We start from the raw sequence: 1081 nt of genomic DNA, 5'->3' as shown, positions 1-1081 counted from the left end.
CGACGAGGTGGCCGAGACGGCATACGTCACGAGCAACGTCTTCTCGGAGCGGATACTCGATGGCGACCGCTTCGGGACCTTCGAGGAGGTGTGGCGCGACGGGTGGGACGAGGCGGCTGGCACCGTCCTCCCGCGGACGATGACGGACCGCGCGATCCAGACCGCCCGCCAGGACGATCCCGACCGGTTGATTGTCCACTACGTCCAGCCACATCACCCGTTCGTCGGCCTCGATTTGGGGTTCGACGCCGATCCGTTCGGCCCGGCGCTCTCCGACACCGTCGTCGACGCGCTCCGGAAGGACAAAATCGACCGGGAGACGTTCTGGGACGCCTACCAGGACAACCTCCGGTTGGTCCTCGACGACCTCGAACTCCTGCTCTCGAACGTCGACGCCGACCGCGTCGCGATCACGGCCGACCACGGCGACGCTCTCGGCGAGTGGGGGATCTACGATCACCCCGTCGGCTGTCTGCACCCCGCGGTTCGGACAGTGCCGTGGACGACCACGACCGCGACCGACCGCGAAACGCACGACCCCGAGATCGACCGCGAAACCGGCGACTCCGACGTCGAGGACCGCCTCCAGGCGCTAGGATACGTGGGATAGGACGGATTTACAATGGTGACCGCGGCTACCGCCGGACGACGAACACCGACAGATCAGAAAAGGCCGTCTCCTCCCGGGAGTCGACGTCGGCGGCCAGCTCCGACAGCGACGTGTGCGTGATCGCTTCGTCGTCGTGGGTCAGCCGCTCGCAGACGAGCGCCTCGTGGTCCGACGCGCCCGCCCCGAGCAGCCGGGCCGCAATCCGCTCGGGCATCCAATCGAACGGCCGGGGGAGAACGAGCAGGTGCCGGTCGCCGACGTCGCGTTCGAGCCGTTCGAGGTCGGCCTCGATCGGACCGCTCTTGTGGAGGGTGACGAACGTCGTCTCCTCCATCGGCGTCCGCGCCCGCGAGGCGGCGATCTGCAGCGATGAAATCCCGGGAATCACCTCGACGGGCGCGTCGACGGCCGACTCGACCTTGCCGACGAACTGGTAGCCGGAGTGGTTCGGATCGCCCATCAGCACCGCCG

Annotated in this window: 2 protein-coding genes; one reads left to right on the top strand and one right to left on the bottom strand. The window is 68.0% G+C overall.

The genetic code is table 11. The features are described from left to right. On the top strand, positions 1 to 610 hold a 610-nt coding region (locus tag DP106_RS15305), incomplete at its 5' end, for an alkaline phosphatase family protein (protein ID WP_120086646.1). Between the two features lie 25 nt (positions 611 to 635). Here DP106_RS15305 and DP106_RS15300 read toward each other — a convergent pair. Further along, the coding region (locus tag DP106_RS15300) for an SAM-dependent methyltransferase (RefSeq protein WP_240625469.1) at positions 636 to 1081 on the bottom strand (446 nt) is incomplete at its 5' end.

The organism is Halonotius pteroides (assembly GCF_003605635.1).
Taxonomy (GTDB): domain Archaea; phylum Halobacteriota; class Halobacteria; order Halobacteriales; family Haloferacaceae; genus Halonotius; species Halonotius pteroides.
This window is presented reverse-complemented; position numbering and strand designations above follow the sequence as displayed.